This window comes from Streptomyces sp. NPDC101227 (assembly GCF_044767545.1).
In the GTDB taxonomy this organism is placed as follows: Bacteria; Actinomycetota; Actinomycetes; order Streptomycetales; family Streptomycetaceae; genus Streptomyces.
The window spans coordinates 437,113-463,469 of the sequence record NZ_JBIWOD010000003.1; the positions used below are offsets into that span (position 1 = coordinate 437,113).

Sequence of the window (26,357 nt, forward strand, 5' to 3'; positions counted from 1 at the left end):
CCGGGAGGGGGCGTTCCGTGGGGACGCTACGAAGCCATGGGATCGAGGTGCAAGGGTTCCACCTTGCCCTCGATCATGGCGCCCAGCCCCTGCACCGCGCAGGTGTCGGGGCGGTCCGCGATATGCACCGGCATATTGGTGGCCTGCTGGAGCATCGGCTCCAGGCCGGGGGTCAGCGCACTGCCGCCGGCGAGCATGATGCCGCGCTCCCCGAGGTCGGCCACCAGATCGGGCGGGCAGTTGCGCAGCACCGCCCCGATGCCGTCGAGGATCGCGGTCAGCGGGGTGGTGATGGCCTTCAGTACCCGCTCGGTGTCGACGCGTACGGAGCGCGCCAGTCCGCTGACCACGTCCCGGCCGTGCACCTCGGCGGAGGAGGACTCCGCGGCGTCGCCGGACAGCATCAGCTGGAGGGGGCGGACGGCCTGGCCCGGCAGCATCAGCTCATGCTGCAGCCGCATGTGCTGGATGACCGCGTGGACGATGGTGTTGCCGCCCACCGGAACGGTCTCCGCGGCCACGATCGAACCGACCGAGAGCACCGCGATCTGCGTGGTGGCCGCCCCGCACACCACGATCATGGTCGCCTCCGCCTGCTCCACCGGCAGGCCACAGCCGACGGCCGCCGCGATCAGCGTGTCCACCAGCTCCACCCGCCGGGCGCCCAGTCCGGTCAGCGTCTCCACGGCGGCCCGCTGCGCCAGCGGCTCGCTGCCGTACGGCATGCACACCGCGACCCGCATCGAGGGCCGGCGCCGCCAGGTCTTGCGCAGCTTGTCGCCGACCAGGTTGCGCAGCAGCCGCTGGGCCATTTCGATGTCCACGACCGTGCCGCCGGTGACCGGGTGCACCACCCGGATGTGGTCCGGCGTACGGCCGTCCATCACCTCTGCCTGGGCGCCGACGGCCAGCAGCGCCCCGGTACGGACATTGACGGCGGCGACCGAGGGCTCATCGACGATCAGCCCCTGGTTCTTGACATACACCCTGGTCCGGGCCGCGCCGAGGTCGACGGCGACGGAGCAGCGCCGAAGCTGGGCGATGCTTATGTTCATGGAGGATTCCTCCCCTTATGGGCCGGTAATTGGGTGGAGTGTTCGTAAGGGTCACTCCTGGCCATCGTGGGGCGAGCGGCTGTCAGCTGCCCGTTGGGGAGGTCCGGTTGGGGGACGCGGTGGGCCGGGTGGCGGCGGGCCGGGTGGCGGTGACCGGGCGACGGCGGGTAAGCCCGCGCGGATCAGTCCACCAGCCGCTGGAACAGGCCCCAGGTGAATTCCGTGACGAGGGAGTGCGGCCCGCTGTCCGGGTCGGGGCCGGGGACCGTACAGGCCAGCGCCCAGCGGGTGGGGGCGCTGCCCTCCATCGGGCGGGCCGGGGGGAAGGCGGTGGCCACCTCGTCGACCGTGCAGGACCAGGGCACCAGGTCCGCCGTGGTGCGGAGGGCGGGGGCGGCGGAGCCGGGGGCGCGCACGAGCCAGGCGTTCCACACGACGCCGCGCGCGGCGGTCAGGATCTCGAACCGCAGATCCGGCCAGAGGGGAACGGGCCAGGTCAGGGCCTCGCAGGTCAGATCGCCGAGGCGGCGGGCGCGCACGGTCTCCGGGGCGCCGAGGAGCGCGCGGTAGGGCTGCAGGCCGCCGGGCGCCCGAGGGGCGTGCATCCGCGCCTGCCAGCGGCGGTTGGCCGCGCGCAGATCGGCGCGCGAGACGCCCAGCGTGCGCAGCGCGTCCTCGACGAGACCGGGCTGGTGGTCGGCCATGCGGCGCAGCAGGACGAGCTGGAAGGCGACGGGGCCCGGCAGACCGGAGGGGCCGGGGCCGGTGGGGCCGGTGGGGCCGGTCGGGGGGTCATTGTCAGTGGCGGCGTTCATGAGGGACATGGTCGTGGACGCGCGGGGGGTGTGGGGGGCCGGCACGGGGGCCGGTGCGGGCGCCGGGCCGTGTGGGGGAGGGGAGGAAGAGCACGGAGTTGACGTAGCGGCGGTGCGGGGCGAGGGAGCGGCGGAGCAGGCCGTGTTCGGCTACATGGGAGGTACGGGACTGATGAGCGGGCAGATCGAAGTCGGCCAGCGGCGTCCAGCGGTCGTGTGGCAGGACCCAGCCGCGATAGCCGCGGGCGGCCGTCCAGTCGAGGACGGGCGTCAGCGGCTGGATCCGGGTCTCCAACTCGACGAACAGCGCCGGTAGTTCACGCTCGATCGTGCGTGCCGCCCCGCGCAGTACGGCCAGCTCGCCCCCGTCCACATCGATCTTGATGAGCGTGACGGAGGTCAGCTCCAGCGAATCCAGGGGCAGGCAGGGCACCTCCAGCGCGGCGCCGTGCAGTTCGCGGCGGACGAGCGAGGAGACGCCGCGGTCGCCGCGGCCGTCCGGCGGCAGCCAGAGCGTGGCGCGGCCGGAGCGGTCGGCGGCAGCGGCGGGGACCACCTCGACATGCGCCGGGGCGGCCGAGGCGATCAGCCGGGCCAGATGCGGTACGGGCTCGATGGTGACGACCCGGTCCGCCCGCCGGGCCAGCCGCCGGGTCCACGGCCCGAGCCACCCTCCGACGTCCACGGCCGTGCCGCCCGGCGGACAGAATTCGGCCAGCCGTCCGAGTTCCGGCTCGAACCGCGGATAGAGCCCGGCCGCCACCGCCGCCACCAGCCGGCCGGGCAGCCGCCGCCCCAGCCGCGCGGCAAGCGTCACGACGTCGACTCCGCATCGGACGCGGGCGGGGCGGGCGGGGCGGGGGCCGGCCCGCCGTCCGGGGCCTCCGGGGCCGCGCGCGTGAGCCGGCCGAGGATGCGGTTGTGTTCGGCATCGGAGACCTGCTCTCCGGAGGAGGGGAGGAGCTGGGGGATGCCGTCGAGGATCGGGTAGCGGCGGCGTAGCCGGGGGTTGTAGAGGGCGTCGTCGGGGGCAAGGAGGGACAACGGACCCTTGTCGAGCGGGCAGGCGAGGATCTTCAGCAGCGGGTCATCGGGCTTCATGGCTCAACTCCGGGGTGCCGGTGGGTGGTTCGGGACGGGGTGATGCGGGCGCGGGGCGCGGGGTATGGGGCGGCGCCGGCGCGGGGGCGTCGTGCCGGGGCAGGGCCAGCAGGACGGCGAGGGCCACGGCCGTGCCCCCGAGCCGCAGTGCCAGCCGCAGGGGTTCGGCCGGCAGCGGTTCGCCGAATGCGACGGTGCCGCAGGCGACCGTGAAGACGCAGGTGATGGTGGAGCAGACCGGGACGATGACGGAGGCGCGGCACCGCTGCAGGGCGGTCTGTGAGAGCACCAGACCGGTCGCCCCGGTGAACAGCAGGAGGTAGGGGTACGGCGAGCGGAGCAGCTGCCCGGCGGCGGCCGGAATGTCGTGGGTGGTCAGCAGGCCGGATACGCCCTTGATGGCCAGCGAACTGACGCCGTAGAGCAGCCCGACGGCCACCCCGTAGGGAACGCCGGCGGTCGGCAGGCGGTGGCGGCGCCTGGCCCGCCGCTCCGCCGAGCGGTACAGCAGCAGTCCCGCGGCCAGCGCGGGAACGGCGATGGCGAGCAGGGTGGCGGGCGGTGCGGTGCGGGCGATGGTCCGGGCGTCGTCGCCCTGGAGGGAGGCGACGACCATCACCAGCGCCACGAGGATCGCCACGATGCTCCCCCGCTCCCGGCCGCTGGTCCGCTCGCCCAGCACCACCGAGGACAGAAGCAGCAGCAGGACCAGGCCCGAGACGAAGATGCCCTGCGCGGCGGCGATGGGGAGCGTACGGTAGACGGCGAGCTGGGCCGCGAACCCGGCGGCCAGCGCGAGCGAGCCGCCGATCCACAGCGGGCTGCTGAGCAGATGGCGGACGACCCGGGCGGGCTGACGAGTGCTCAGTGCGGGCAGCGCGGACAGAGCGCGCTTCTCCAGCACGAAGCCGGTGCTGTACAGGACGTTGGCGAGCAGCGCGGACGCCACGCCCCACCAGAGCATCGCCCTGCTCCCTTCGCCGTAGGTGTTCGCAGATGTCCGTGGGACTCAGTGGGTCCGCGTGCGGCCTTGCGCCCCGCCTCAGGGGCTTCTTCGCCGGGCGTGGGCGAGGAGGATGGAGGCCAGGGACGGTACGTGGCAGGCGGCGCGGTCGAGGGGGCGCAGGGGCCGGGGTACGTCGTGGTAGGGCGCGCCGGCGAGGCGTATGACGTCGAAGCCGGCGGCGCCGAGGAAGCCGCGCAGGGCCCTGGCGGTGTAGAGGCGCAGATGGCCGACGACCTGGGTGCCGGGGCGGCCGTGGATCCGGCGCAGGCTCACCTCCGAGAAGACGGGCTGGACCCCGGCGAGCAGGAGTCCGCGGTTGTACCAGGCGGCGAGGTTGGGGGTGGAGAGCATGAGGTGGCCGCCGGGGCGCAGCACGCGGTGGAGTTCGTCCAGGGCGGCATCCGGGTCGACGAGATGCTCGATGACCTCGCTGAAGAGGACGGCATCGGCGGAGCCGGTGGCGAACGGCAGCCCGCCGTCGGTCAGTTCGCCGCGTACGGCACAGGGGATACGGGTGGCGGCGCGGCGCAGTGCGTCCTGGGACCAGTCGATGCCGATCAGGCGGTGGCCGGCCAGCACGTTCGCGGCGGTGGCGGCCGCGGTGCCGTCGCCGCAGCCGATGTCCAGGACGGTCGCGGGCGGGGTTCCGCCGCGTACGGGGCCGAGGGCGCGGGCCAGCAGCCGGGCCTGCCGTCGGCTGCGGGCGGTGCCGGACGCCACGGGGACGTCCGGGTTTTCGTAGAAGTCCCGTAGTCCGGCGGGGGGACGGGCCGTGGTGGCGGGCTGGTTCGCGGCGTCGGGGCGCGGCCCGGCGCCCGGCCGGGGCGTCATCGGGCGTCTCCTTCGGTGGCGGCGAGGGAGTCGGCGAAGAGCGCGCCGAGCCGGGCGCCGGCCGCCTCGTCCAAAAGGGCGTGCGACCAGCGCAGCGCCAGTTGGATACGGCCGCCGACGGACACGGTGGTGACGGTCAGCCCGCGCGGCATCCGGGCCGGCGCGGAGAACCACACCGCGGTCGGCCGCCCGGCGTCGCCGAAGTCCAGGGGGTAGGGGATGCGGCCGATGTTGGACAGGAGCGTGGTGGAGGTCCAGGGGGCGGCGGCGGTGCGGAGCGTGCGGGTGAGGGCGCCGCGGATCCCGATGGGCAGCACCGGCAGGGTCAACAGGGTCGCGGCCAGGCCGAGTTGTGAGCCGGGGACGGATTTGAGGGCGCGGGTGCGGGCGGCCGTGCGGCGCAGCAGACGCGCCACCGCGCCGGGGTCGGGCGGATCGGCGGAAAGCAGCTCGGCGTCCCGGCGTTCCTCGGGTCCGAAGCCGACCTGGACCAGCCGGGTGCCGTTGCCGATGGGCATCTCGCTGCCGCGCGGCCGGTCGTCGACGGGCATGGTGACGACGACCGGCGCGAGGGGCCGGCCGTGTCGCCGGTTCCAGCGGGCGATCGTGAGGCAGGTGGCGACGAGGAGCTGGTCGTTGACGGTGTACGGGGCCCGGCCGCCGACGCGCGGCGGCCGCGCCGGTACGGGCAGTTCGGTGATCAGCATGCCGTTGTGGGGGGCGTCGGCGTGCGGGCCGCCGCCGGTGTCGGGGGCGATGCGGGCCGGGCGGGCGAGACCGGGCCCGGCGCCCGCCACGCGGTCGTCGGGCCGGGCCGGCCGGTCCGTACGGGTCTCGGGGGCGCGTACGGGCGGCGGGGCGGGGGAGTTGTCGGCGCCGCCGTACAGCTCGGCGGCGGTGGCCAGTACGCGGAGGCAGGCGGGGCCGTCGAGTGCGGTGTGGTTGATGGTCAGGAGGAGGACGGTGCCGTCCGCCGCGTCGCGGCGGCGCTCGATCACCTCTAGCCGGATGGGCGGTGCGGAGTCCAGGGGCGGGCAGTCGGCGAGGGCGCGTGCCCGGGCGCGTACGAGGGCGTCGGGGCCGGGGGGCGGAAAGGCGACGGGATCGGTGTCGGGGGCGGCGGTGAGCTGCCATGCGTAGCGGCGGTGCCACCAGCGGACCGGGGCCTGCCGCATCAGGATGCGCGGGTGGCGGGACAGCGCCCGGTGGAAGGCGGTGCGCAGCCGCTCGTGGTCGACCCGGCCCGGCAGATGCACCTCGATGTGCACGGTCTCCGGTTCGTCGTCCCCCAGGCAGTGCCGGGAGATCTCGTCGACGACGGGGAAGGGGAGGCGGGTGGCGGCGGGTTGGCGGGCGGCGGGGACGGCGGTGGCGTCCCGGTCCTCGGGCTCCTGGCGGGGCGGCTGGTGCAGTGCGGTCATCGTTCGGTCTCCTCCCCGCTGCGCGGCGGCCCGGGCGGCCGCTGCCGGTCGGCCCAGTCGGGGCCGGCGCCCGGCGCCCGCCCCCTGGCCTGGATCGGTCGCCCGACGTCCGGATTCACGTCGGGCGCCGGCCGTGCCACGTCCCGCGCACGCCGGGGCAGCGGGGGAGGGGACGCAGGGGCGGACGGGGCGCCGGGATCCGCGTGCGTGCCCTCGGCCGGCGCCGGTCCGGGCGGCCCCGGCTCGGCCCCCGGGCCAGGCCCCGGTCCGTCGGTCGCGCCGGCCGCCGGCACCGTCACCACCGCCGCCGCCAGCGCCACCAGCGCACATCCCTGCGCCAGGGCGCTGAACGCCCCCTGGTCCGCGGCGATCGGCTCCCCCGCCCCGATGGCCGCCGTGATTCCCGCGGCCGCCATGGCCGAGAACGCCAGCGGCACCAGCAGCCCCGGCCGAAGCCGCGCCGCCACCGCCAGCAGCGGGACGACCACGGCGAACGGCCCCGAAGCCATGGCCACCACGGCCGTCAGCGCCAGCACGCCCAGCACCCACGACGGCGCGGGCGGCACCACCAAAGCGGGCGACGGCGTCCGCGGGGTGCGCCGTACGAGCGCCGAGGCGACGAGCAGCAGCACGCCCGCCGCGCCGCCGAGGAGCCCCAGGTCATAGCTGGTGGCCGGGGCGTAGGAGAGCTCGACGGTGCCGCCCGCGCCGGCCGGGACGAGGAATCCCTGCTGCCAGCCGTCCAGCCGGACCGGGGTCAGCGCCCGGCCGTCGAGGGACGCGTGCCAGCCGTCGTTGACGTTCTCGTACATCTGGAGATAGACGGCCGTGCCCGCCCCGACGGAGACCGTACGGCGGTCTCCCGCCCAGTCCTCGGCGGTGACCTTGCGGGCCGGCCGGCCGCCGGCGGCCGCCGGGGCCGCGGCTTTCCCCGTGCTCAGCGTGACATCCGTCAGCGCCAGCGGCCCCTGGTCCCCCGCCTCCACGCGGTGCCGGCCCGCGGGCAGTTCCAGCCGCCCGTCGCGCTGTTCGCCGGCGCACAACTCCACCGTGACAGGCCGCCGTTCGGTGAGGTCGCGGACGTGGCCCGAGGCCTTGGTGGCGTGCAGCACGCCGTCGACGGCGAGCATCGGCCCCTGGCCGCAGCCGACCGAGAAGCGCTTCCCGGCGGCGGGGCGCGGGGTGCGGTACGCGTCCAGGGCGGGGAGGTAGACCTCGCTGAGCCCGACCGGCAGTTGCAGGGCCTGGCCCGCGACGGGGTTGTGCAGGGTCAGCGGCTTGACCTTGCTGATGGTGATGTCGAGGCGGTCGGTGGTGATCGGGTCGAAGCGGGCCTGGCCGTTCTCGTCGACCCCGGCGGTGGCCGCGCCGTGCGGGGAGTTGATCAGGATCTGTTCGGGCCGGGTGGAGATGCCGCCCGCCGCGGCCAGCACGATCTGGTCGATCTTCTTCTTGCCGGGCCAGCGGAGATGGAGGGTGGGACGGTCGCCGGCGATCCAGGCGGTCGTCAGGTCGCCGTCGACGAGGTTGCGGGGGCTGAGCGACTGCCCGAAGCCGAAGCTGGTGGAGTCCGCGGTGGCGGTGATCCGGTCCTTCTGCTCGGGCGCGACGGTGTCCAGCAGCCGGTCGAGTTCGGGTCCGGGGACGGCCAGCGCCTTGCCGGAGACGGCGTAGGGCGCGCTCGCGTCCGTACGGAACTGGCGGTGCAGGCCGGTTTCGGCGGAGACCGGGGAGAGGCCGCCGGGGTCGCTGCCCCGGTGCAGGGAGAAGGTCCGGTCGGCGGCGTCGGAGCGCCCCGCGTCGGTGGGGAGCTGGAGCAGACGGGTGACCTGGACGCCGGGGACGGAGATCTCGCGGAAGCCCGCGCCGGAGAGGCCCGCGCGCGGCGTCTGCGAGCCCAGAATGGTGATCTTCAGCCATTTCGCGGTGCCGGCGGGCGCCTTGACCTGCTGCTTCGTGCCGTCCGGCCGCAGGGGGGACTCGACGTTGCCGCGGTCGGTCGCCACCCGTACGGACGTCGGGGCGGCCCGCAGCCCATCGCCGGGCAGCGGGGTGAGGGAGAGCGAGGACGGGACCGGGGCGGGCCGGGTGAAGGCGATCCGCACCCACTGGCCGACGGGGTCGCCCGCGCTGCCCTCCGCCCAGGCGGTGTCCGGGTTGCCGTCGAAGGCGTTCACCGGGTCGTACTGGGGGAGGTGGAAGAGCCAGTTGCCGCTGGTGGAGGCGGTGACCGAGGAGGCGCCGCGCAGCACGGCCGTGGTCTGGTGAGCGATGCCGGAGGTGGGCAGGATCTGCCGGGGCGGGCGGCCGGGGTCCTGGACGCTGTCGGGGTGGTTGGTCTCCTCGGCCGTGTACGTATACGACGTGTTGCTGTTGACCAGGCCGAAGCGGGTGTCCGCGCGACGCAGTCCGTCGGCGGTCAGCTGGAGCGGCACGGTGCCGAGGCCGGGGTGGTTGTCGCCGGTCAGTACGGTGGGCCGGTCCCGCAGTGCGGGGTCGGCGGACAGCTGGAGCAGGGACTCGGGGCCGCCGCTGAGCTGGGCGGTGTCGGCGACGGCCTTGGCGGTGACCGGGCCGGGCACCGGGGTGTCCTGCGGCCGGTAGATCTCGACCGCGCGTTGGCGCGGGTAGAGGCCCTGGATCTGGAGCGGCGTCTCTGCGGGGATCCGGCCGCTGGTGGTCAGCGGGCCGAAGGCGGCCACCTTGCGGTAGCCGGAGGCCTCCAGGGTGCGGATGACGGTCGCCGGCGGGACGTAGCCGATCTGGTCGGGGTCGAGGTCGTTGCGCACGACGACGTCGTGGAGGCCGGCCCGGCCCAGGAAGTCCCGCAGTCCGGGGACTTCGGCGCCGGTCATCAGGGCCTGCTCCACGGCGTCCAGGGCGCGGCGGGAGCCGGGGGTGCCGAAGGGGACGAAGTCGCGCTGCGCCCAGGGGGATTCGGCCAGGACGTCGAGGGGTTCGTCGATGGGGGAGCCCCAGGTGTAGATGCCGTGGGCGGTGGCGGGGACGACCAGGGCGCGGCTGTGGGGGGTGTGGGTCCGCAGCCAGCCCGCCGTCTGCTCCCAGTAGCCGGGCAGCTTGGTGAAGGCGCCGGGCTGGAGGACGGTGCCGGTCAGGAAGGGGAGGGCGAGGGCCGGCAGGATCAGTACGGCGGTCAGCAGCGGGAGCCGGCGGCGGCCGGGGACCCGGCGGGTGCCGCGCCGTTCGCCGGCGGACCGGAAGGCCTTCGGCACGGCGAACGGCTGCCGCACGGCGAGCAGATGCGCCAGGCCGAGGGTGAGGGCCAGGGCCAGGCCCGGGGTGAATTTGTAGATGTTGCGGAACGGGCGGAGCCAGCCGTTGAGCCAGTCCTGCCAGGTGCCGTGCACGGGGCCGCCCAGCGCACCGCCGTATCCGGCCAGTGCGATCAGCGCGACGGCCAGCACGGTCAGCAGCAGCCAGCGGCGCTCGGGCAGATCGCGGCGGGCCAGCCCGGCCAGTCCCAGGGCCGCGGCCAGAGCCGAGCCCAGCACCGCGAAGGCGTTGGCCGTCATCGTCCAGCCGGCCGGCAGCCAGGGTTCGCCGAAGTTCAGATACCCGACCCAGTTGCCCGCGCCGCGCAGCAGTTCGGTGGCGGACATGGTGCCGGTGGTGGTGTCCGCCTGCTCGATGAACGGCATGAAGTTCTCGCCGTGCAGGCCCAGGAGGAGCAGCGGCACCACCCACCAGGCGGTGGCCAGTACGACGCCGGGCAGCCACCAGGCGAGCAGTGCCCGGCGGCGGGGGCCCGTACGGGAGAGCAGATAGAGGCCGGCGGGTAACAGGGAGGCCAGCGTCGAGGCCGCGTTGACGCCGCCCATGAAGGGGATCAGCAGCGCCGAGCGGGTGGCCGCGATGCGGGCGCCGGTCCCCGGGTTCGTCAGCGGCAGCAGCACCCAGGGCAGCAGCGCGCCGGGGAGCGCGGCGGCGGAGGTGGAGCCGATGACGATGGTGAAGGTCGGCCACAGGGCGTAGCAGGCGGCGGCGAACAGCCGGGTGGGCGGGGCGCCGAAGCGCAGCCGTTCGGCCAGCCGCAGCGCGCCCCAGAACGCGACGGTGACGATCAGCGACATCCACAGCCGCTCGGCCAGCCACACGGGGAGGTGCACCAGATGCGTCAGGCCGTAATAGGGGAGGGTGGGGAAGGCGTAGCCGAAGTACTGGTCGGCGATGCCACCGAAGCCCGCCCGGTCGTGCCACAACTGCCCCAGGTCGGCGAGGAACTTCCAGGGGTCGCTGGTCACGCCCAGTTTGGTCTCGAAGGTCATCTTCCCCGGTGAGGGGGCCAGGAAGCCGGCCAGGGCGAGCGCCCAGAACGCGAACAGCCAGCGCCTGCCCCGGGGTCGGCCCGGTGGTGGGGCGGCCGGGGTGGGCGTGGGAGTGCCGCCGGTCGAGGGCGATCCCGGCGCCATGGACATCCCGGGCGACGGGGTCGGCTGAGGTGTCTGAGAGGGCTGGGACGTCTGGGTCATGGCAACCGCCGGAGGATGAGGAGAAGGTTCCAGGTGGCGACTTCCCTCACGCCCGGGAGGCGGGGGATGGTCTCGGCGAGGAACGGCGCGTAGCGGGAGCGGGCCGACAGGACGGCGACCTCTTCGCGGGCCCGCACCTGGCGCAGGGTGCGGCCGATGTGGACGGCGAAGAGGTTCTCGCCCAGGGTGTGTTTGGCGGGCCGGCCGGTGCGCCGCAGGTAGCGGGCGCGGGCCCGTTCGGCGCCCAGGTAGTGCCAGGGCGCCGTCTCGTGGCCGCCCCAGGGGGACAGCCAGTTGGTGAAGGAGACATAGATCAGCCCGCCGGGGCGGGTGACCCGGATCATTTCGCTCAGGAACGTCCCCGGGTCGGCGACATGCTCCAGGACGTTGGAGGAGAAGCAGATGTCGGCGGCGCCGTCGGCGAGCGGCAGCAGATAGCCGTCGGCGACCACCGCGCCTTCGGGGACGCGGCCGCGGGCGGTCAGCTCGGCCGTATCGGGCTCGAAGAGCAGGCCCTGGGCGCCGCGCCGCCGGAACTCCTCGGTGAAGTGGCCGCTGCCGCCGCCGACATCGACGACCACCGCGCCCTTCAGCGGGGCATGGCGCTCCACCTGGTCGGCGGCGTCCCGGGCGAGCAGCGTGTAACAGCGTTCCGGTTCGCTCTGCTCGCGCAGAAAGGCGCGGAAGAGGGCGTAGGACCTGCGCAGCGAGGGGTCACGCACCGGGGCCTCACCGCCCGGGGGGAGCGGCGAGGAAGGCCTCCGCGGCGACCGCCCGGAAGCTGCTGACCGTGTTGCTCCACCGGAAGCGGGCGGCGCGCGCTTCCGCCGCGCGGCCGAGGGCGTCGCGGCGGCGGGCGCTGAGCGCCAGGGTGCACCAGTGCGCGGCGAAGGCGCTCTCGCCGCGGGCCAGCAGTCCGGTGACGCCGTCCGCCACGGAATCGCGCAGTCCGGGGATGTCGAAGCCGACGGCGGGGGTGCGGCGGGCGGCGGCCTCCATGACCACCAGCCCCCAGCCCTCCACCAGCGACGGATGCAGCAACAGCCAGGCGGAGCACAGGAGTTGATGCTTGCGCTGTTCGGAGACATGGCCGGTGAACGTGACGTCCGGGCCGGCCATCGCCGTCAGCCGCGCCCGCTCGGGGCCGTCGCCGACGATGACCAGCCGGCCGCCGGTCACCGGACGGACCCGCTCCCACAGCCGCAGCAGCAGATCGATCCGCTTGTACTCGACGAGCCGGCCCATGGCCAGGAAGAGCGGTTCCGGGGCCTTGGGGACGAGCGGCCCCGGCTCCTCGACGCCGTTGTGGACCAGCCGGATGCGGTCCCCTTCCACGCCGAGCCCGCGCAGCGCGGACGCGGTCGAGCCGGAGACCGCGACCATCAGATTGCGGCGGTGGGTGCCGGCCAGCGCCCAGCGCTCCAGCCCCCGGCCCACCCGGGCGGCGGGCCGCGGATAGCGCATCTCCCACAGGTCCGTATGGACGTGGTTGACCAGGCACAGGGTGGGGCCGCGGTGCCACAGCGGCGCGAGGTACGGCATGCCGTTGCACACCTCGACCAGCAGATCGCAGGCGCCGGCCCGGCGGGTCAGCTCCCGTGGTGCGCGCAGGAAATGACCGGCGTCGCCGCCCGCGGAGATCGCCCGGTAGCCGCGGGCGGGGGTGCCTCCCCGCTCGGGGGGCACCGGTCCGCCGCACACCAGCGTGACCTGGTGGCCGTGCGCGGTGAGCCCGTCGGCGATCCTGTCCACCAGCAGCTCGGAGCCGCCGGCGGCGGGGTTGCCCAGGTCGCGGCGGGCGAGAAAGACGATACGGCGGGGGAGCGGGGACGGCCCGAGGGCGGCCGGACCGGAGGCGGCCGGACCGGAGCGGGGCGGGCTGGAGAGGGGCGGTCCGGAGGGGGCGGGGAGGGGCGGGGACGGTGGCGACAGATGCTGCGGGGACGGTTGTACGTGCTGGGGCATGGGTGCTCCAACTCGTCTCAGGGTGCGGTACCAGCGGTGGGGGACGTACTGCGTGCTGAGTCGTGCGGGGCGGTGCGGGGGACGGCGCGGGGCGGTGCTGGGCGGTGCGGGTGGTGCGTGGGTGGTGCCGGTGTGGGGTGGACAGTTTTCGCCGCGCGGCTCGCCGCGGCTACTCACCGGAGTGACAAAAACCCGGTCCCATGGGACTGACGGTTCATCACTTCGCTCAGGATCGGCCGCCCGGCCTCCTCCCACGCACCACCAGCACCACCCCCACCAGCGCCAGCACCCCGCCCGCCGCCGCGGCACCCACCGGCAGCGTCCCGCTCACCAGCGCCAGCTTGTCGCTGTCGGCCTTGGCCAGCCGCACCTGCGCCCGCTGCGTGGCGGGCGTGAACTCGAGATGGTCGCCGCGCAGCAAGGTCACCGCGTCACGCCGGGCGCCGGGTGCCCGCAGCGTCTTCAGCGGCGAGATCGCGGCACTGATGATCCGCCCCGTACGCCGGTCGACGACCACCTCGATCCCGGAATTGGCGTACCACTCCTCGGCCTGGATCTGCCCCTGCTCCGGACGGCCGACCAGCTTGCCCGGCACCTGCCTGCTGCCGGTCCTCGTGGCCGGCACGGTCCCGGTGAAGCGATAGCCCGCATACCCCTGGATCGTCTTCGTACCGGCGAAGCGGAGCGGGACGGCCGCGCCCAGCGTGTTGTCCCACCACCGATAACTCTTCTTCTGCACATCGAAGGGGAACTTGAGGTACGCATCGCCGTCGAAGCGGGTGGGCGCCTCCTGGCAGCAGTGCACCGGGGCGTTGCTGCGCCGGTCGGTGACCCAGCGCTCGGTGGTCCACTGGAACGCCTTGCGCGGATCCTTCAGGGCCAGCGTCTGCGGCGTGTCGACCGTTGTGGACACGTCCCACACCGCCCGGCCGCTCTCCTCGCTCGCCGCGACATCGCCCAGCACATGCCGGGTGATGGTGATCTTCTGCCGCTTACGGGTCGTCAGCGCCCCGGTGTCGAAGTAGCTGCCGGTGCCGGTGAAGACCGTGGTGACATCGACATCGACCGGTGTGACCTTGGCCCGCGGCGTGACGTACCAGGCCAGCAGGGGCGCCAGGACCAGCAGGAACACGCCGATTCCCAGCAGGATCAGCGAGAGGGGCGAGGCGGTACGGGCGGCGGTGGCCGCGGCGGCGGGTGTGCCGGATTCGGGCATACGAGCACTCCTGGAAGCGGTGAGGGGAACACGCTCTGGTGCACGTGCGGCGGCGCCGGCGGGTCCGGGGCGCCATGGGCCGGGAACGTAAGGGAACTCTTGACAGCCAGTCAATGCCCTTCCACACTCGGCAGGCACCACGACTGCCGTGGTGCCGCGCTGTGGGACGCGGCACCGAGCAGGCCCCGATCCGTACCCGGCGACCCGTACGCCATGGGGCCGTGCCGTGTGCCGTACCAGCCTCGACGGGGACCGGCCAGGGTCCCCGGCATCGACGAAGGGCTCGCCGCGCCATGCACCGAACGCTCGCCGCCGCACTGACCGCACTGGCCGCCGCCGCCCTCGCCGTCGGTGCCGCGCTCGGCATCGTCGCCGCCCTGGACGCCACCCCCCGGCAGCCCAATGTGCCGCTGGTGACCTTCGACCGGACCGGCGAATAGGACGCGCCGGACATGCGCAGGAGGGCCGGGCCATGGTGACCGCCTTACGCTCCGCCTGGCGGGAGGTCCCGCCCTGCCAGGTGCGCCGCTTCGCCGCCCTCGCCCTGGACGAGGTGCCCGCGCTGGCCGAGGGCATCCTGCGCGAGATCCGCCACGCATACCCTCAACTACCGCTGATTCCCGATGAGTTCGGCGAACCCCGCGCCCTGGTCGGCATCCGGCAGTCCCTCGAGCACTTCGTCGAGCACATGACCGCGGGACTGGACCGGCCGCACGTCCACCCCCGGGTCTTCCAGGAATTCGGCCGCGGCGAGGGCATCCAGGGCCGCAGCCTCGACGCCCTCCAGGCCATCTACCGGCTGGGCGTCAAACTGGCCTGGCGGCGGCTCGCCGAGATCGGCCAGGAGGTCGCCATCCCGGCACCCGCGATGTACGAACTCGCCGAGTCGGGCTTCGAGTACCTCGACGGGCTGGTCGCCGAATCCGTACGCGGCTACGCCGAGGCCGCCGCCCGCCAGGCCGGGGAGCGGCTGCGGCTGCAACGCCGCCTGATGGAGCAGCTGTTCGCGAGCGCCGCCGGCACCGCAAGGCGCGCCGCCCGCACGGGGCCGGGCGGCGGCGCGGCGGCCCCCACCGCCGCCCGCGGCTCCCTCGCTCCGCTCGCCGAACGCGCCGCCCGCATCGGCTGGCCGCTGCCCGAACGCGTCGCCGTCGCGGTCCTGCTGCGCCCGGCCCGCGAGGCGGTGGCGCCCGCCGTCGCCTCCGACGTCCTGCTGGACATGGAGTGCGAACGGCCCCGGATGGTGGTCCCCGAACCGGACGCCCCCGGGCGGCGCGAGCTGCTGGCCCGCGCGGCGGCCGGCTGGTCGGGCGCCATCGGGCCCGCCGTACCGCTGCTGGATGCCGCCAAGTCGCTGCGCTGGGCCGGGGCCGCGGTCGACCTGACGGAGCGCGGACTGCTGCCCGCGGGCGAACTGCTGCAGTGCACCGAGCACACCGAGGCGCTGGTCCTGCTGCCGCCCGAGGAACTGATCGAGGACCTCACCCGCCGCCGCCTCGCCCCGCTGACCCGCTGCGGCCCCACCCACGCCCGCCGCCTCGCCGAAACCCTCCTCGCCTGGCTGGAGACCCGCGGCGGCGCCCCCGAGGTGGCCGCCCGGCTCGGCGTCCACCCGCAGACCGTGCGCTACCGGCTGCGCCAGATACGGGAGTTGTGGGGCGCCGAGGTGGACGACCCGGACCGCCGCTTCGAGCTGGAACTGGTGTTACGGGCGCGACGGCTACGGGGCGAGCTCAGCTAGCGCCCGGCGCCGTGTGCGTGACCAGCGCCTCCATGCCGTCGAGGATGCGGGCCAGCCCGAACTCGAAGATGCTCTCCAGGTTCACCGTGTCCTCCTTCGTCCCCGCCATCGCCGCGTACATGGGGTACGCGCCGGACGTGAGGATGCCCTCGAACTCCGGCCCCATCGCCGCCATCCACTGGTCCTGGTCCATCCCGGTCTCCTGCTCGGCATCGAGGTCGTCCTCGAAGCCGGCGGCGGTGGCCTGCACAAAGCTCAGCATCGTGATGGCCATGTGGATCAGCGTCACCGGGTCCATTCCCACGACCCGTGCCATGGTCCATTCGATCAGCGCCATCGCCCGGGGCATCGGCTGCGGCCGGCTGACCGACAGGTACTGGGCCAGCCAGGGATGCCGCCGGTAGAGCTCCCACTGGAGCCGCGCGCCCGCCTCCATCCGGTCGCGCCAGCCGTCCGGCGCCGGATCGGGCAGCCGTACGTCCTGGAACGCCGCGTCCGCCATCAGCAGCACCAGCGCGTCCTTGTTCGCCACATGCCGGTAGAGCGCCATCGACGACACCCCGAACTCGGCGGCGACCCGGCGCATCGACAGTGCCCGCAGCCCCTCCACGTCGGCGACCTTGATCGCGGCCCGTACGACGCGGTCGCGGCTCAGCCCGGCGTCGCCCTCGCGCGGCCGGCGCTCACGCGGACCCTCGCCGCGGGCGGCTCGCTGCGGCGGTGGCTCGGCGACCACCGTCCCCACGCCCGGCACGGCCCGCACGGCTCCCTCCTGGCGCAGCGTCGTCAGCACTTTGGTGGCGGTCGCCATCGCCACGCCCCACTCCTGGGTGATCCGCCGGGTCGACGGCACCCGGTCGCCCGGCGCCAGCTCGCCCGAGTCGATACGGCGCCGGATCTCCTCGACGATCCGGCGGAACGGCGGCGGTTCGGGCTGCGCCACGGGGCATCCTCCGTACTAGTGCACCAGGGCCAATTCACAGGCCGTGAGCGTAACAGCGGGCGCACCACCGACGCCTTGCGCCGACTGGCGCACTAGTGTGATGCATCTCCAACTCCCTTTTCTTGCCTGCCGTTTGCCGCGTAAACACGCCCTGCTTACGGTGTCACTCATGTCGTTTACCCCGTACACATCCTCCCGCGCACCCGAGCCGCCGGCCGGCCGCCGCGAGTGGACCGCGCTCGGCATCCTCCTGCTGCCCTGCCTGCTGATCTCGATGGACGTCTCGGTGCTCTACTTCGCGGTGCCGTTCCTGACCCAGGAGCTGAAGCCCAGCGGCGTCCAGCAGCTGTGGATCCTGGACGTCTACGGCTTCGTCCTGGCCGGCCTGCTGATCACCATGGGCGCGCTGGGCGACCGCATCGGCCGCCGCAGACTCCTGCTCTCCGGGGCCCTCCTCTTCGGCCTCGCCTCCGGACTCGCCGCGTACGCCCGGAGCGCCGAAATGCTCATCGCCGCACGGGCGTTGCTCGGCATCGGCGGCGCGACCCTGATGCCGTCCACCCTCGCCCTGATCCGCAACCTCTTCCACGACGCCGGACAGCGCGGCAAGGCGATCGCCATCTGGTCGGCGGCCACCATGGGCGGCATCGCGGTCGGGCCGGTGCTCAGCGGCGTGCTGCTGGAGCACTTCTGGTGGGGCTCGGTGTTCCTGATCAACACGCCGGTGATGGTGCTGCTGCTGGTCTGCGGGCCGTTGCTGCTGCCGGAGTTCAAGAATCCGGCGGCCGGCCGCTTCGATCTGCCCGGCTCGCTGCTGTCCCTCCTCGCCATGCTGCCCTTCGTCTACGGCATCAAGGAGATCGCCCGCGACGGCTTCACCGCGAGGTCCGTCATCGCCCTGGTCATCGGCCTGCCGGCCGCCGCGGCCTTCGTCCACCGCCAGCGCACCGCCCGCCACCCCATGCTCGACCCCGAGCTGTTCCGGCACCGCGGATTCAGCGTCTCGGTGCTGATGAACCTGCTGGCGATGTTCGCGCTCGTCGGCTGCGCGGTCTTCTTCACCCAGTACCTGCAGTCCGTACGGGGCATGAGCCCGCTGGAAGCCGCGCTGTGGAATCTGCTGCCGACCCTCGCGGTGGGCGGGATGGCGCCCTTGGCCGCGGTGCTGGCCCGGCGGATGGACCGGGCGTACGTCATCGGCCTGGGGTTCGTCATCGCGGCCGGCGGCTTCGCCTGGCTGTCCGGGCTCGAGCCGGGCTCGGCCCTCTGGTACGTCCTGGTCGCCTCGGCGGTCTATGCCGGGGGCCTGATGATGGTGGTGTCGCTCAGCAACGAACTGGCCATCGGCGTTGCCCCGCCGGAGCGGGCAGGCTCGGCCTCGGCGGTGCTGGAGTCGGGCACGGAGCTGGGCGGCGCGCTGGGCATGGCGATCCTGGGGAGCGTCGGGAGCGCGTTCTACCGGTCCGGCATGGGCGATGCGCTGCCCGCCGGGCTTCCCCCGGCGGCGGCCGATGCGGCGCGCGAGACGCTGGCCGGTGCGGCGGCGGTGGCCGGCCAACTGCCGGGCCGGGCGGGCGAGGCGCTGCTGACCGCGGCCCGCGCGGCCTTCGCCGACGGACTGCGGGCGGCGGTGCTGGGCGCGGCGGGCGTGATGGTGTGCGCGGCGGTACTGGCGGTGGCGCTGTTGCGCGCGGTGCGGACGGCGGAGGGTGCGGAGAACGAGACGGCCGTCAGCGACCCGGCCGCCACAACCGTCACGTCCGCCCCCGAGGCCCCCGTCAGCTGAAGTCGAACTCCCCGGTCCGGGTCCGCTTCAGCTCGAAGAACTTGTCGTAACCGGCCAGGAGTCGGGCGCCGTCGAAGACCCGTACCGCGTCCTCGCCCCGCGGGATCGCCATCAGGACCGGGCCGAAGAACGCGACCCCGTCGATGTGGATCGTGGGCGTCCCGACGTCCTCGCCGACCGGGTCCATGCCCTGGTGGTGGCTCTTGCGCAGCGCGTCGTCGTAGGTGTCCCGCTCGGCGGCGCGGGCCAGCTCCACCGGCAGCCCGGCCTCGGCCAGCGCCTCCTCGATGACGGTCGCGGTGTCCTCGCGGCCGTCGTTGTGGATCCGGGTGCCGAGCGCGGTGTACAGATCGCGCAGCACCTCCTCGCCGTGCTCCTGGGCGGCCGCGATGCACACGCGCACCGGGCCCCAGCCCGCATCCAGCAGATCGCGGTACTTCTCGGGCAGGTCCTCGCGGCCCTCGTTGAGCACGGACAGGCTCATCACCCGGAAGCGCAGATCCAGGTCACGGTGCTTTTCGACCTCCAGGATCCAGCGGGAGGAGATCCAGGCGAACGGGCAGATCGGGTCGAAGTAGAAGTCGACGGTGTGGCGGGCGGGGTTCTGGGGCGTCATGCGGATCAGACTAGAGCGCCGCGGAGCCCGCCACCTGGGACATTCGCCCCCGGCGTTCCTGGGCCATTTCCTGCCCGGGGGCCGCCCGTGCGCTACTCCGGCGCGATACCCAGCATCCGCTGGAGCAGCTGCTTGAGGAGCGTGCGCTCGGCGACGGTCAGCTGGCCCAGCGGCTCGCGGGCGAAGTCGAGGGAGGTGCGCAGCCGTTCGGCCGTACGCGCGCCCTCGGCGGTGGGGGCGGCCAGCTTGACGCGGCGGTCGGCCGGGTCCGGGCGGCGCTCCACCAGGCCGCGGGACTCCAGGCGGTCCACGATCCCGGTGACATTCGACGGCTCGCACTTCAGCCGCTGGGCGACCTTGCGCATGGGCAGCGGCTCGATGGAGAGCAGGCTGAGCACCCGCGCCTGCGCGCCGGTGAGGGAGTGCTCGGCCGCGGCGTGCTCGTACTCCTCGTAGTACCGGGCGACGACGGTGCCGATCAGGTCGACGACCTCGACGGTCAGGGAGTCTGCGCGCGCTGTCATGACACCAGGATACCCAATTGCTTGACAACATGAAATATCGAGGAGCATCATTGTTTCAGTACATGAAACATCGAGCCTGAGGTATTCGGGCCGAAGCAAGCTGGAGGATCGCGCTCATGTCCGCACTGCCCGCAACCGGCCGCGAATGGCACCTCATCGCCCGCCCGCACGGCTGGCCCACCCCGGACGACTTCGCGCTGCGCGAGGCCGCGGTCCCCGAGGTCGGCGAGGGCCAGATCCTCGTCCGCAACCAGCACTTCTCCGTCGACCCGTACATGCGCGGCCGGATGAACGACGTGAAGTCCTACGTCCCGCCGTTCCGGCTCGACCAGCCGATGGACGGCGGCGCGGTGGGCGAGGTCATCGCCTCGCGCGCCGAGTCGATCGCCGTCGGTGACCACGTCCTGCACGGCCTGGGCTGGCGCGAGTACGCGGTCCTGGACGCCACGCGCGCCGCCAGGATCGACCCGTCGCTGGCCCCGATCACCGCCTACCTGGGCGTGCTCGGCATGCCGGGCCTGACCGCCTACGCCGGCCTGCTGGAGGTCGCCTCCTTCAAGGAGGGCGACGCCGTCTTCGTCTCCGGCGCGGCCGGCGCCGTGGGCAGCGAGGTGGGCCAGATCGCCAGGCTCAAGGGCGCCTCCCGGGTCATCGGCTCGGCCGGCTCCGACGAGAAGGTCAAGCTCCTGGTGGAGGAGTACGGCTTCGACGCCGCCTTCAACTACAAGCACGGCGACGACGTCATGGGCCAGCTCAGGGCGGCCGCGCCCGAGGGCATCGACGTCTACTTCGACAACGTCGGCGGCGACCACCTCGAGGCGGCCATCTCCGCCCTCAACGTCCATGGCCGGATCGCGGTCTGCGGCATGATCTCGATGTACAACGCCACCGAGCCGAGCCCCGCCCCGCGCAACCTCGCCATGGTGATCGGCAAGCGCCTGCGCATGCAGGGCCTCCTGGTGAGCGACCACGCCGACCTCCAGCCGAAGTTCGTGGAGGAGGTCTCCGCCTGGATCCGCTCCGGCGAGCTCAAGTACCGCGAGACCAAGGTGACCGGCGTCGAGAACGGCGTCGAGGCGTTCCTGGGCATGCTCCGTGGCGAGAACACCGGAAAGATGATCGTGAGCCTGGAGGGATGACCCCCACGGGCCGCGCCATCGGCTGAAGCCCCTGATGGTTGAGGGTCAATGGCGGAGGGCCCACGGTGAGGCCCGGCAACCGGCGGTGGTGGGGCGGGGTGGGGGTGGGCCCGGGGGGGGGGAGGGAGCCGGAGGACTCCGCGCCTCCGCCGCCCCCTCGGCGGCCCCCCGCCCCGCCCCACCGCCCCCGTTCCCCCACCCTCTTGCCCCCGCCCGTTAGGCTCAGCGGCAAGCCGTCGCGATCCGTGGGCGCGAGTCGCGGCGAATCACAGGAGGATTTGTATGTCCATCCCGACCGTTGACGTCGTCTACACCGCCGTGGCCACCGCCGAGAACGGCCGCGACGGCCGCGTCGCCAGCGACGACGGCAAGCTCGATGTGGTCGTCAACCCGCCCAAGGAGCAGGGTGGCAGCGGCGCCGGCACGAACCCCGAGCAGCTCTTCGCGGCGGGCTACAGCGCCTGCTTCCAGGGCGCGCTCAGCGTCGTCGCCCGCCAGGAGAAGCAGGATGTCTCCGGCTCCCGCGTGACCGCCAAGGTCGGCATCGGCAAGACCGAGGCCGGCGCCTTCGGCCTCACGGTCGAGATCTCCGCCTCGATCCCCAACGTCGACGCGGACACCGCCAAGGCCCTGGTGGAGAAGGCGCACCAGGTGTGCCCGTACTCCCACGCCACCCGCGGCAACATCGAGGTCAAGCTGACCGTCGCCTGACGCGTCCGGCGGGCCTGCCGCAGAGCCCGAAGCCGAGGGCCGCACCCCAGCTGGGGTGCGGCCCTCGGCCATGAGCGGGGCGGCCCAGGTCATCCATGTGACGCAGGCCACATCGACGGCGCCTTGACGGGGCAGCCGTGTAATCGATTACGTAGGGCCTCGCACAGAATCATGGAATCGATTACACAAGCAGACGAGATCGATGGCTCGGGATCGATTGCACGGTACGGAATCGATGACCCGCCGGCCCCCGCAACGGGCCGGACACCCAACGGGCCGGCCCCGCAACGACGCGGACCGCACGAACAGGACGGCAACGGCGCCATGGCGAACATCAAAGAGGTGGCAGAGCGGGCGGGAGTCTCCGTCGCCACCGTCTCCCGGGTCCTCAACGGCCACAGCCCGGTCGCCGAGACCCGCGAGCGGGTGCTGACCGCCGTACGGGAGCTGGGCTACCGCCCCAACAACGTCGCCCGCGCCCTGCGCACCGCCCGTACCGGCGCCCTCGGCCTGATCATCAGCGACCTCACCAACCCCTTCTTCACCGAGCTCGCCGACGCCGTCGAGGACGAGGCCCGCAGCCTCGGCTACAGCCTCGTCATCGGCAACGCCGGCGAACGCCCCGAGCAGCAGGACGACTACATCCGCACCCTGCTCGACCGCCGCATCGACGGCCTGCTGGTCAGCTCCGCCGGCACCGGCTCGGCGATGCTCGGCGAGGTCGTCGGCTCCGGCACCCCGCTGGTCCTCCTCGACCGCACCGTTCCCGGCATCGACGCCCCCTGCGTACGCGCCGACGGCCGCACCGCGATGACCGACCTGGCCGCCCACCTCGCCGCCCTCGGCCGCCGCCGCCCCGCGATCATCGTCGCCCCGGCCGGCACCCCCACCGGCGAAGAGCGCCTCGAACTCTTCCGCACCGCGCTCGCCGCACACGGCATCGATCTGCCCGACGAACGCGTGGGCGCCACGGCCGACCTCCAGCACACCGGCGGCCGCCGGGTGATGAGCGACCTCCTCGACCTGCCGCAGCGGCCCGACGCGGTGCTGGCCACGGACAATCTGATGGCGCTCGGCGCGATGGACGAGCTCAAGGCGCGCGGGCTGCGGGTCCCCGACGACGTCGCGCTGGTGTCGTACGACGACGTGCCGTGGTTCGCCCACACCGACCCGCCGCTGACCGTCATCGCCCAGCCCACCCGCGAACTGGGCCGGGCCGCCGTCCACACCCTGCTGGCGCGCATCGAGGGCCGCCCGGCCGACTCGGTGCTGCTGCCCGCCCGCCTCGTGACGCGCCGCTCCTGCGGCGAGAGCGCCCCCTGACGAGCCGTACGACAAACGCGACAAACGCGAGGAACGCGTGAGGCCCGAGAGGCCCGAGAGACCCGAGGAACCCGAGGAACCGAGCAACCGGACCCCGAAGGAAGAGAGGCAGCGCATGACCGGCGTCAACGACGACGTACCGGGCGGCCGCGAACTGCTGCGCGTGGCGGGGGTGACCAAGTCGTTCCCGGGCGTGCGCGCGCTGGACGGCGTGGATCTGACCCTGCGCAGCGGCGAGGTGCACGTCCTGCTCGGCGAGAACGGCGCGGGCAAGAGCACCCTGATCAAAATGCTCTCCGGCGCCCACCGCCCCGACGGGGGCCGCATCCTGGTGGACGGCGGAGAGGGCCTCCAAGAGGTGCGGATCCGCTCCGCGCAGGACGCCGAACGCCTCGGCATCGCCACCATCTACCAGGAGTTCAACCTCGTCCCCGGTCTGACCGTCGCCGAGAACATCTTCCTGGGCCGCCAGCCGCGCACCGCCCTCGGCCTGGTCGACAGGAAGACGATGCGGGCGCGCGCCGCCCAACTGCTCGCCCGCGTACGCCTCGACGTCTCCCCGAACACCCCGGTCGCCGAACTCGGCATCGCGCGCCTCCAGATGGTCGAGATCGCCAAGGCGCTCAGCCTCGACGCCCGCATCCTGATCATGGACGAGCCGACGGCGGTCCTCACCTCCGAGGAGGTCGAGACGCTCTTCGCCATCGTCCGCGAACTGCGCGAGTCGGGCGTCGGCATCATCTTCATCACCCACCACCTCGACGAGATCGGCGCCCTCGGCGACCGGGTCACCGTCCTGCGCGACGGCCGCTCGGTCGCCGAGGTGCCCGCCGTCACCGGCGAGGACGAGCTGATCCGGCTGATGGTGGGCCGCGACATCGCCGAGCAGTACCCGCGCCGCCGCCCCGACGGGCCCGGCGCCCCGCTGCTGAAGGTCACCGGCCTGACCCGCAACGGCACCACGGCAGGCCCGGCCTTCGAGGGCATCGGCTTCGAGGTGCGCGCCGGTGAGGTCGTGGGCCTGGCCGGACTGGTCGGCGCGGGCCGCACCGAAGTCGTCCGGGCCATCTTCGGAGCGGACCGCTACGACGCCGGAACGGTCGAGATCGACGGCAAGGCGCTGGCCCGCGGCGACGTACGGGCCGCGATGCGCGCCGGACTGGGGCTCGTCCCCGAGGACCGCAAGGGCCAGGGACTGCTCCTGGACGCCTCCCTCCAGGACAACCTCACCCTCGCCCGCCTCGACCGCGACACCCGCGGCGGCCTGGTGGACCGGGCCGGCCAGCGACGCGAAGCGGCCACCGTCGCCGAGCGGCTGAAGGTCCGGATGAGCGGCCTGGCGCAGCCCGCGCGCACCCTCTCCGGCGGCAACCAGCAGAAGATCGTCATCGGCAAATGGCTGCTCACGGACACCAGGCTGCTGATCCTCGACGAGCCGACGCGCGGGATCGACGTCGGCGCGAAGGTCGAGATCTACCAGCTGATCAATGACCTGACGGCGTCCGGCCGCGCGGTCCTGATGATCTCCAGCGATCTGCCCGAGGTGCTCGGGATGAGCGACCGGGTCCTGGTGATGTCCCAGGGCCGGCTGGCCGGCGAGCTGTCGGCCGACGAGGCCACCCAGGACGCCGTGATGGAACTGGCCGTCCGGGCACCCGCAGACCACACCCACAAGAGCGCGATGGAGAGCTTCGATGTTCGCTGATACGAAGACGGCCTCCCCCGCCAAGACGGCGGGCGCGGCACCGGACCGGGACGGACCCGGGGCGTGGTTCTCCCGCGCGGTCCTGCGGAACGGCCCGCTGGGCGGCCTGATAGCCCTGGTCGTCGTCATGGCGGCGCTGTCCGGTGACTTCCTCAACGGACAGAACCTCCTCAACGTCGGCGTCCAGGCCTCGGTCACCGCGATCCTCGCCTTCGGCGTCACCTTCGTGATCGTCGCGGCGGGCATCGACCTGTCGGTGGGCTCGGTCGCCGGGCTCTGCGCCATCGTCGTCGGCTGGGCGGCCACCGACCAGGGCCTGCCCGTCTGGATCGCCGTCCTCCTCGGCCTCGCGGTCGGCGCCGCGGCCGGTCTGGTCTCCGGCGCGCTGGTCGCCTACGGAAAACTCCCCGCCTTCATCGCCACGTTGGCGATGCTCTCCGTCGGCCGCGGCCTGGCCCTGGTCATCTCCGGCGGCTCGCCGATCCCCTTCCCCGCTTCCATCGGTGCCCTCGGCGACACCCTCGGCGGCTGGCTGCCGGTCCCCGTACTCGTCATGATCGCGATGGGGCTGATCGCGGCGCTGATCCTGGCCCGCACCTATGCCGGGCGCGCGATGTTCGCGATCGGCGGCAACGAGGAGGCCGCCCGCCTCTCCGGGATCAACGTCAAACGCCGCAAGCTGGTCATCTACGCGCTGTCCGGCCTGTTCGCCGCGGTCGCCGGCATCGTCCTGGCGGCCCGGCTCACCTCCGCCCAGCCGCAGGCCGCGACCGGCTACGAACTGGACGCGATCGCCGCCGTCGTCATCGGCGGGGCCAGCCTCTCCGGCGGCTCCGGCAAGGCTTCCGGCACCCTCATCGGCGCGCTGATCCTCGCCGTCCTGCGCAACGGCCTCAACCTGCTGAGCGTCTCGGCGTTCTGGCAGCAGGTCGCCACCGGGCTGGTCATTGCGCTCGCCGTTCTCCTGGACACGCTGCGCCGCCGGAGCGCGCGATGAAGGGCCGTACGGGAGTGACCCGTGGTCCGGGAGCGCCGGTGACGCGCCGTGCGGCGGCGCTGGCCGCGACCGCGCTGGCCGCGGCGCTCGCCCTCTCCGGCTGCGACCGCGGCGGGCATACGGACCTGGGCCTGGCCCTGTCGACCATGAACAACCCGTTCTTCGTCGGCATCAAGGAAGGCGCCCAGGCCGAGGCGGACGCCCGCGGGCTGCGGATCAACATCACCGACGCGCAGAACGACCCCACCCAGCAGATCAACCAGATGGAGACGTTCACCAGCCAGAACGTCAGGGCGGCCATCATCAACCCGGTCGACTCCGACGCCGCCGTCCCGGCCGTCGGCGTCGCCAACCGCGCGAAGGTGCCGGTCATCTCCATCGACCGGGGCGTCAACGGCGGCGCGGTCGGCTCGACCATCGCCTCCGACAATGTCGCCGGCGGCCGCCTCGCCGCCCGCACGCTGGCCGCATCCCTGGGCGGCAGGGGGAAGGTGGCCTTCCTGGAGGGCCAGCCCGGCACCTCCGCCGCCCGCGAACGCGGCCGGGGCTTCGAAGAGGGCATCAGGAAGTACCCCGGCATCCAGGTCGTCGCCCGGCAGCCCGCCGACTTCGACCGCACCAAGGGCATGGACGTGATGTCCAACATGCTCCAGGCGCACCGCGACATCGCCGGGGTGTTCGCCGCCAACGACGAGATGGCGCTCGGGGCGTCCAAGGCGCTGGGCGCCCGCTCCGGCAAGGACGTCAAGGTGGTGGCGTTCGACGGCACTCCGGACGGCGTCACGGCGGTCCGCGCCGGCACGCTGACCGCCACCGTCGCCCAGCAGCCGCAACTGCTGGGCAAGCAGGCCGTGGACTGGGCGCTGAAGGCCGCCCGCGGTGAGAAGCTGCCGAAGACGGTCAAGGTGCCGGTGGTGCTGGTGACGGCGAAGAACGCCGCGAAATTCACGACAGACGGGTGAGATGAAGAAA

The 26,357-nt window shown here is 73.5% G+C and carries 21 protein-coding genes and 1 pseudogene; 8 read left to right on the forward strand and 14 right to left on the reverse strand.

Annotation, left to right across the window (positions count from 1 at the left end):
* Positions 1–26: 26 nt before the first annotated feature.
* The 11 genes from ACIRPT_RS08780 to ACIRPT_RS08830 all read right to left on the reverse strand — a co-directional run bounded on the left by ACIRPT_RS08780 (position 27) and on the right by ACIRPT_RS08830 (position 13,900).
* Positions 27–1,055: a rod shape-determining protein gene (locus tag ACIRPT_RS08780; protein WP_403512075.1), complete on the reverse strand. Its 1,029-nt coding sequence runs from the start codon at positions 1,053–1,055 to the stop codon at positions 27–29.
* A gap of 182 nt (positions 1,056–1,237) precedes the next feature.
* A complete protein-coding gene (locus ACIRPT_RS08785) occupies positions 1,238–1,870 on the reverse strand; it encodes a hypothetical protein (RefSeq protein WP_403824248.1) in 633 nt (210 codons plus the stop codon).
* Positions 1,854–2,687 carry an FkbM family methyltransferase gene (locus tag ACIRPT_RS08790; RefSeq protein WP_403824251.1) on the reverse strand — a complete coding sequence of 278 codons (834 nt, stop codon included), beginning with the start codon at positions 2,685–2,687 and terminating at the stop codon, positions 1,854–1,856. Before ACIRPT_RS08790 ends, ACIRPT_RS08785 begins: the two co-directional genes overlap by 17 nt.
* Positions 2,684–2,971, reverse strand: coding sequence for a Trm112 family protein (locus tag ACIRPT_RS08795; protein ID WP_403824254.1), 288 nt, complete (start codon positions 2,969–2,971; stop codon positions 2,684–2,686). The genes ACIRPT_RS08790 and ACIRPT_RS08795 overlap by 4 nt, the downstream gene beginning before the upstream one ends.
* Complete coding sequence (locus ACIRPT_RS08800; protein WP_403512064.1) at positions 2,958–3,935, reverse strand: DMT family transporter; 978 nt, start codon at positions 3,933–3,935, stop codon at positions 2,958–2,960. The genes ACIRPT_RS08795 and ACIRPT_RS08800 overlap by 14 nt, the downstream gene beginning before the upstream one ends.
* A 78-nt stretch (positions 3,936–4,013) precedes the next feature.
* The gene (locus ACIRPT_RS08805) at positions 4,014–4,808 is read right to left on the reverse strand and encodes a class I SAM-dependent methyltransferase (RefSeq protein ID WP_403824257.1); all 795 of its coding nucleotides are present in this window, start codon (positions 4,806–4,808) and stop codon (positions 4,014–4,016) included.
* Complete coding sequence (locus ACIRPT_RS08810) at positions 4,805–6,229, reverse strand: condensation protein (RefSeq protein WP_403824260.1); 1,425 nt, start codon at positions 6,227–6,229, stop codon at positions 4,805–4,807. The genes ACIRPT_RS08805 and ACIRPT_RS08810 overlap by 4 nt, the downstream gene beginning before the upstream one ends.
* Positions 6,226–10,659 (reverse strand): alpha-(1->3)-arabinofuranosyltransferase family protein, encoded by a 4,434-nt coding sequence (locus ACIRPT_RS08815; protein ID WP_403824263.1) that lies wholly within the window; start codon positions 10,657–10,659, stop codon positions 6,226–6,228. Before ACIRPT_RS08815 ends, ACIRPT_RS08810 begins: the two co-directional genes overlap by 4 nt.
* A 56-nt stretch (positions 10,660–10,715) precedes the next feature.
* Entirely contained in the window at positions 10,716–11,441 is a 726-nt protein-coding gene (locus ACIRPT_RS08820; protein WP_403512054.1) for a class I SAM-dependent methyltransferase, read from the reverse strand.
* Positions 11,442–11,448: 7 nt separating this feature from the next.
* On the reverse strand, positions 11,449–12,684 hold the full coding sequence (locus ACIRPT_RS08825) for a glycosyltransferase family 4 protein (protein WP_403824266.1): 1,236 nt from the start codon (positions 12,682–12,684) through the stop codon (positions 11,449–11,451).
* 226 nt (positions 12,685–12,910) lie between these two features.
* Complete coding sequence (locus tag ACIRPT_RS08830; protein ID WP_403512050.1) at positions 12,911–13,900, reverse strand: DUF3068 domain-containing protein; 990 nt, start codon at positions 13,898–13,900, stop codon at positions 12,911–12,913.
* A gap of 293 nt (positions 13,901–14,193) precedes the next feature.
* On the opposite strand from ACIRPT_RS08830, the gene ACIRPT_RS08835 reads away from it, so the two are divergent.
* Positions 14,194–14,340: a hypothetical protein gene (locus ACIRPT_RS08835; RefSeq protein WP_403512047.1), complete on the forward strand. Its 147-nt coding sequence runs from the start codon at positions 14,194–14,196 to the stop codon at positions 14,338–14,340.
* Between the two features lie 32 nt (positions 14,341–14,372).
* Positions 14,373–15,641, forward strand: a complete 1,269-nt coding sequence (locus ACIRPT_RS08840; protein WP_403512044.1) for a helix-turn-helix domain-containing protein — start codon at positions 14,373–14,375, stop codon at positions 15,639–15,641.
* On the opposite strand, the gene ACIRPT_RS08845 is transcribed toward ACIRPT_RS08840, so the two are convergent.
* Positions 15,634–16,584: a TetR/AcrR family transcriptional regulator C-terminal domain-containing protein gene (locus ACIRPT_RS08845; protein WP_403824271.1), complete on the reverse strand. Its 951-nt coding sequence runs from the start codon at positions 16,582–16,584 to the stop codon at positions 15,634–15,636. The two genes, ACIRPT_RS08840 and ACIRPT_RS08845, sit on opposite strands and share 8 nt — an antisense overlap.
* Positions 16,585–16,753: 169 nt before the next feature.
* Here ACIRPT_RS08845 and ACIRPT_RS08850 point away from each other — a divergent pair, with 169 nt between their 5' ends.
* Entirely contained in the window at positions 16,754–18,370 is a 1,617-nt protein-coding gene (locus ACIRPT_RS08850) for an MFS transporter (RefSeq protein ID WP_403824274.1), read from the forward strand.
* On the opposite strand, the gene ACIRPT_RS08855 is transcribed toward ACIRPT_RS08850, so the two are convergent.
* Both ACIRPT_RS08855 and ACIRPT_RS08860 read right to left on the reverse strand, forming a co-directional pair.
* Positions 18,363–18,986, reverse strand: coding sequence for a disulfide bond formation protein DsbA (locus ACIRPT_RS08855; protein WP_403824277.1), 624 nt, complete (start codon positions 18,984–18,986; stop codon positions 18,363–18,365). The two genes, ACIRPT_RS08850 and ACIRPT_RS08855, sit on opposite strands and share 8 nt — an antisense overlap.
* A gap of 92 nt (positions 18,987–19,078) precedes the next feature.
* A complete protein-coding gene (locus ACIRPT_RS08860) occupies positions 19,079–19,510 on the reverse strand; it encodes a MarR family winged helix-turn-helix transcriptional regulator (RefSeq protein WP_403824279.1) in 432 nt (143 codons plus the stop codon).
* A 116-nt stretch (positions 19,511–19,626) separates the two neighbouring features.
* Here ACIRPT_RS08860 and ACIRPT_RS08865 point away from each other — a divergent pair, with 116 nt between their 5' ends.
* The 5 genes and pseudogenes from ACIRPT_RS08865 to ACIRPT_RS08885 all read left to right on the forward strand — a co-directional run bounded on the left by ACIRPT_RS08865 (position 19,627) and on the right by ACIRPT_RS08885 (position 26,347).
* On the forward strand, positions 19,627–20,649 hold the full coding sequence (locus ACIRPT_RS08865; protein ID WP_403824282.1) for an NADP-dependent oxidoreductase: 1,023 nt from the start codon (positions 19,627–19,629) through the stop codon (positions 20,647–20,649).
* A gap of 282 nt (positions 20,650–20,931) precedes the next feature.
* Positions 20,932–21,360: an organic hydroperoxide resistance protein gene (locus tag ACIRPT_RS08870; protein ID WP_400061119.1), complete on the forward strand. Its 429-nt coding sequence runs from the start codon at positions 20,932–20,934 to the stop codon at positions 21,358–21,360.
* A 324-nt stretch (positions 21,361–21,684) separates the two neighbouring features.
* The gene (locus tag ACIRPT_RS08875) at positions 21,685–22,683 is read left to right on the forward strand and encodes a LacI family DNA-binding transcriptional regulator (RefSeq protein WP_403824285.1); all 999 of its coding nucleotides are present in this window, start codon (positions 21,685–21,687) and stop codon (positions 22,681–22,683) included.
* A gap of 115 nt (positions 22,684–22,798) precedes the next feature.
* Positions 22,799–24,388 (forward strand): sugar ABC transporter ATP-binding protein, encoded by a 1,590-nt coding sequence (locus ACIRPT_RS08880; RefSeq protein WP_403824288.1) that lies wholly within the window; start codon positions 22,799–22,801, stop codon positions 24,386–24,388.
* A pseudogene (locus ACIRPT_RS08885) lies at positions 24,378–26,347 on the forward strand (substrate-binding domain-containing protein). The gene ACIRPT_RS08880 and the pseudogene ACIRPT_RS08885 overlap by 11 nt, the downstream one beginning before the upstream one ends.
* Positions 26,348–26,357: the final 10 nt, after the last annotated feature.

Bases quoted from the DNA above. Each gene is read 5' to 3' on its own strand.
- ACIRPT_RS08810 (WP_403824260.1), bottom strand. From the start codon at position 6,229: ATGACCGCACTGCACCAGCCGCCCCGCCAGGAGCCCGAGGACCGGGAC.
- ACIRPT_RS08830 (WP_403512050.1), bottom strand. From the start codon at position 13,900: ATGCCCGAATCCGGCACACCCGCCGCCGCGGCCACCGCCGCCCGTACC.
- ACIRPT_RS08880 (WP_403824288.1), top strand. From the start codon at position 22,799: ATGACCGGCGTCAACGACGACGTACCGGGCGGCCGCGAACTGCTGCGC.
- ACIRPT_RS08805 (WP_403824257.1), bottom strand. From the start codon at position 4,808: ATGACGCCCCGGCCGGGCGCCGGGCCGCGCCCCGACGCCGCGAACCAG.
- ACIRPT_RS08780 (WP_403512075.1), bottom strand. From the start codon at position 1,055: ATGAACATAAGCATCGCCCAGCTTCGGCGCTGCTCCGTCGCCGTCGAC.
- ACIRPT_RS08870 (WP_400061119.1), top strand. From the start codon at position 20,932: ATGTCCATCCCGACCGTTGACGTCGTCTACACCGCCGTGGCCACCGCC.
- ACIRPT_RS08785 (WP_403824248.1), bottom strand. From the start codon at position 1,870: ATGAACGCCGCCACTGACAATGACCCCCCGACCGGCCCCACCGGCCCC.
- ACIRPT_RS08795 (WP_403824254.1), bottom strand. From the start codon at position 2,971: ATGAAGCCCGATGACCCGCTGCTGAAGATCCTCGCCTGCCCGCTCGAC.
- ACIRPT_RS08840 (WP_403512044.1), top strand. From the start codon at position 14,373: ATGGTGACCGCCTTACGCTCCGCCTGGCGGGAGGTCCCGCCCTGCCAG.
- ACIRPT_RS08850 (WP_403824274.1), top strand. From the start codon at position 16,754: ATGTCGTTTACCCCGTACACATCCTCCCGCGCACCCGAGCCGCCGGCC.
- ACIRPT_RS08800 (WP_403512064.1), bottom strand. From the start codon at position 3,935: ATGCTCTGGTGGGGCGTGGCGTCCGCGCTGCTCGCCAACGTCCTGTAC.
- ACIRPT_RS08825 (WP_403824266.1), bottom strand. From the start codon at position 12,684: ATGCCCCAGCACGTACAACCGTCCCCGCAGCATCTGTCGCCACCGTCC.
- ACIRPT_RS08835 (WP_403512047.1), top strand. From the start codon at position 14,194: ATGCACCGAACGCTCGCCGCCGCACTGACCGCACTGGCCGCCGCCGCC.
- ACIRPT_RS08855 (WP_403824277.1), bottom strand. From the start codon at position 18,986: ATGACGCCCCAGAACCCCGCCCGCCACACCGTCGACTTCTACTTCGAC.
- ACIRPT_RS08860 (WP_403824279.1), bottom strand. From the start codon at position 19,510: ATGACAGCGCGCGCAGACTCCCTGACCGTCGAGGTCGTCGACCTGATC.
- ACIRPT_RS08815 (WP_403824263.1), bottom strand. From the start codon at position 10,659: ATGGCGCCGGGATCGCCCTCGACCGGCGGCACTCCCACGCCCACCCCG.
- ACIRPT_RS08875 (WP_403824285.1), top strand. From the start codon at position 21,685: ATGGCGAACATCAAAGAGGTGGCAGAGCGGGCGGGAGTCTCCGTCGCC.
- ACIRPT_RS08865 (WP_403824282.1), top strand. From the start codon at position 19,627: ATGTCCGCACTGCCCGCAACCGGCCGCGAATGGCACCTCATCGCCCGC.